6 protein-coding genes are annotated in these 3,951 nt (G+C 30.3%); all 6 read left to right on the forward strand.

Annotated features, from left to right (window positions below; all coding sequences use genetic code 11):
• Nucleotides 1-954 (forward strand): hypothetical protein (locus WBN21_RS03330; RefSeq protein ID WP_424197879.1); only part of this gene is annotated, 954 nt, incomplete at its 5' end.
• Between the two features lie 179 nt (nucleotides 955-1,133).
• Complete coding sequence (locus WBN21_RS03335) at nucleotides 1,134-1,718, forward strand: Crp/Fnr family transcriptional regulator (RefSeq protein WP_424197880.1); 585 nt, start codon at nucleotides 1,134-1,136, stop codon at nucleotides 1,716-1,718.
• Between the two features lie 96 nt (nucleotides 1,719-1,814).
• Nucleotides 1,815-2,168 (forward strand): SnoaL-like domain-containing protein, encoded by a 354-nt coding sequence (locus WBN21_RS03340; RefSeq protein ID WP_424197881.1) that lies wholly within the window; start codon nucleotides 1,815-1,817, stop codon nucleotides 2,166-2,168.
• Nucleotides 2,169-2,200: 32 nt separating this feature from the next.
• The gene (locus tag WBN21_RS03345; RefSeq protein ID WP_424197882.1) at nucleotides 2,201-2,779 is read left to right on the forward strand and encodes a YceI family protein; all 579 of its coding nucleotides are present in this window, start codon (nucleotides 2,201-2,203) and stop codon (nucleotides 2,777-2,779) included.
• Between the two features lie 253 nt (nucleotides 2,780-3,032).
• Entirely contained in the window at nucleotides 3,033-3,326 is a 294-nt protein-coding gene (locus tag WBN21_RS03350) for a type II toxin-antitoxin system HigB family toxin (RefSeq protein ID WP_424197883.1), read from the forward strand.
• Between the two features lie 2 nt (nucleotides 3,327-3,328).
• Entirely contained in the window at nucleotides 3,329-3,685 is a 357-nt protein-coding gene (locus WBN21_RS03355; protein ID WP_424197884.1) for a helix-turn-helix domain-containing protein, read from the forward strand.
• The last annotated feature ends 266 nt before the right edge of the window (nucleotides 3,686-3,951 follow it).

Here is a 3,951-nt window from a genome sequence, read left to right on the forward strand (position 1 = left end):
CTTCAAATAAATAATAAAAACGAACAGCGTAAAACCGAAAATAAGATTGTTTCTATTTTAAAAGAAGTACAACATGATTTAGGACTAGATATTCAAAAATCGGACGAACTAATTGCCTATTATAAAACAAAAGATTCAATCATTAACTTAATACAAACAGATAAACTAACCTATGATGATTATAAAAATGACCATCAAAGTGCTTTAAGATATGCTATTATGAACGCTTTTCATATGAAAATTCATGAAAATGGATATGCTAACCTCACAGAAAATATTAATAATGTTCCAAAAAAGCTAAAAGCAGTTATTGAGCCATTAAACGAGATCTATATTTATAACAAATACGAAATAGATAAGTTCGATAATCGAATGGACTATATTACAGATAGAGTGATGGACGAGTTAGCCAAAAGTAAAGATTGGTATTACAGATTAAAACGACCTCAATTAGAAGATGAGATGATTGATTTTTTCCTGAATGACCCTTACTATAAAAATGATGTAAATCTATACCAAAATGCTGGCTGGGAAAATTTGGCAAGTTATCATGTTATGCAATTTAGAGAAAACGCAATTAATGCATACAAACAAATTAAAGCACTTGTTGAAAGTAATGAACCGCTTCCCGATTTTATACCTCATAATTTAGTTGATCTAACAACGGCACAACTAAATGAATATGTGGGTACTTTTAAGGTTGTAAAGGTTGAAGGTTTTGATGGTCAATTTCCTGATTGGAACTATAAAATTCAGATACAAGACAATGACTTAGTTGGCGTTATGAATGGAGATCTTGAAGATATGGATTTTTTCTATTTTGAAACAACAGATAAGATATTTGGTCAAACTGATATTTACTTTAAAGGAGAGTTTATAAGAGATAGCTCGAATGAAATTACTTCTTTAATTATTATGAAATATGGAAGAAGAGTTCACTTAAATAAACTTTAGACTCATTAGAAGAAATTAATAACGAAAGGCTAACACCGTGTTTAATTAATTGCTTTGGCAAGTGCTTATTTTGAAAATTCCTTCGGAATTTTCTCGCGTTCGTATTTGTTTACTAAATTAGTTGCTTAAACACGCAACTAACCATACACAAAACCATTAGGCATAAGCCGAAAATACCTATGAATAATAAGCCTTTATTAGAATATATAAATAAATTTATCAGCTTAACTGTTGAAGAGGAAAACATTTTACTTTCTAAAATAGTTCATAGAAAATATCTCAAAGATCAATACATAGCACAACAAGGAGATATCTGTAAAAGTGCCAATTTCATTATTTCTGGATGTACAAAAACATTTTATATGGACAAAGAAGGTCAAGAACATATAGTGATGTTCTCCATTGAAGATTGGTGGGCATCAGATTTAGGAAGTTTTATAACTCAAACTCCTGCCGACTTTAACGTTCAATGTTTAGAGAATACCCAACTTATTCAATTTACCCACGATAATCTTGAAGAGCTATATAAACAGGTCCCCAAACTCGAACGTCTTTTTAGAAAGATTGTTGAACGAGCATTTATAGCTTCACAAAATCGTATTATTAGAAATTTCAGTCTATCAGCAAAAGAACGCTATCTTATTTTTAAAGATACTAATCCAAAAATTGAACAACGTGTACCTCAATATATGATTGCTTCTTATCTTGGTGTCACCAAAGAGTTCTTAAGCAAGATTAAAAGCCAAATCATACAAAATCAATAGATGTTAAACTAGATTAACATCATTTCATAATCTACATCATTTTCTATCTGTTCATTGTTTTAGACATTTGTACTATAATATTTAAAACAAAAAAAGATGAATACATTATTAGAACAAATCAGCACAATTAATGACATGATACTTGAAGGAAAAGCTTTAGAGGCTTTTGATCAATTTTATCATGATGACGTGGTTATGCAAGAAAACGACAATCCAATTGTTGAGGGAAAAATTGCCAATAGACAACGTGAAGAAGATTTCTTTGGAGCTATTACAGAATTTAGAGGCGCTCAACCTTTAAAAGTAACTATTGGCGAAAACACAACAATGGTAGAATGGCATTTTGATTACACTCACAAAGATTGGGGAGTTAAAAATTACACTCAAGTTGCTGTACAAGACTGGAAAGATGGAAAGATAATTAAAGAGAAATTTTACTACGGAGCATAATTTATAATATTAACTATTTAAAAATAATAAAAATGAAAAATTCAATTAAAAACATAGCTACACTAGTAATCGTAGCATTTATGACATTTTCTTTTACAACAGCAGAAGGAGATAAAAAAGAAATTAATGTAGAAAACAGTAAAGTCGTATGGAAAGGTTATAAAGTAACTGGTTCTCATGAAGGCGTCATCGCAATTAAATCTGGACACCTAAATTTTAATGAAGATAAATTGACTGGAGGAAGTTTTATTATGGATATGTCAACTATTACTAATACTGATTTAGAAGGTGAGTACAAAGGAAAACTAGAAGGTCATCTAAAATCTGATGATTTCTTTGGAGTTGAAAAATTCCCAACAGCATCTTTGATTTTTACGAAAGTAGAATCTACAGGTAAAAACTCATATGAAGTGACGGGAGACATAACTATTAAAGGAAAAACAGAATCTGTTTCATTTAATATTTCAGTTTACGGAAGTAAAGCCAATGTATCATTAAAAATAGATAGAACAAAATTCGATGTAAGATATGGCTCTACAAGTTTCTTTGATGGATTAAAAGACAAAGCGATTTATGATGAATTTGATTTAGTTGCTGATTTAGAGTTTTAATAAAATTCCCTAATCACAGGAAGAATTCAATTCGTGTTAGAAAAGCCAATGCCTAACAACGTATATAAAAAATAGCAGGATTAGCGCAAGCCATTTGGTTTGCGCTTTTTCATTATCTTTCGTCTATCGGAAATGTATAGCTATTTAATCTGCTACTTTCCATATACAAAACCGTTAGCCACAAGTTGAAAAAAATTGAGATAATTACCAAATTGGTAACTTTTTTAGTATATTTGCGTCAAACAAGTATAATGTGCGGGTAATAGCAAAACGAACTTTACGAGATTTTTGGGAAAAACACGCTGATTGTGAAGAACAATTAAAATCGTGGTATAGAGAAACCGAAAAATCCGAATGGAAAAATATTAACGATTTAAAAAATGAATATCCAAGTGCGAGTATTTTAAAAGACAATCGAATTGTTTACAACATTAAAGGTAATAATTATCGCTTGATTGTAAAATTCAACTTTGAATACGGAATATGCTGGATAAGGTTTATTGGAACTCACGCAGAATATGACAAAATTGACGCAAATAACATCTGATTATGAAAATATTACCGATTAGAAACGAAAAAGACTATCAAAAAGCACTCGGCAGACTTGAGGATATTTTTGATGCAAAAAAAGGAACGGAAGAAGGAGACGAATTGGAAATCCTTTCAATCTTGATTGACCGATACGAAAATGAAAATTTTCCAATCGGAATGCCCGACCCAATCGAGGCAATTAAGTTCCGAATGGAACAAATGGGAATGAATCAAAAAGATTTAGCAGAAGTTGTTGGATTTAAAAGCAGAGTAAGTGAAATACTAAATAAAAAACGAAAACTGACTTTATCTATGATTCGAAAACTGAATACCAATCTACATATCCCAACTGAAGTTTTAATTCAAGATTATTAAAATTAAAGCCAGTGGCTAACACCGTGTTTAATTAATTGCTTTGGCAAGTGCTTATTTTGAAAATTCCTTCGGAATTTTCTCGCGTTCGTTTTTGTTTACTAAATTAGTTGCTTAATCACGCAACTAAACATACACAATCACGTTGGCAACAATTTGAATAACAGCAATATGAGAAACTATATTTTATTTTTTGTACTTATAGGATTTTTAAAATCTGGGATTGGATATTCTCAAGATGTTAATGTTAAAATTGGAATTAAAGACAG

Origin of the sequence: Algibacter sp., assembly GCF_049667265.1 — a bacterium.
In the GTDB taxonomy this organism is placed as follows: Bacteria; Bacteroidota; Bacteroidia; order Flavobacteriales; family Flavobacteriaceae; genus Algibacter_B.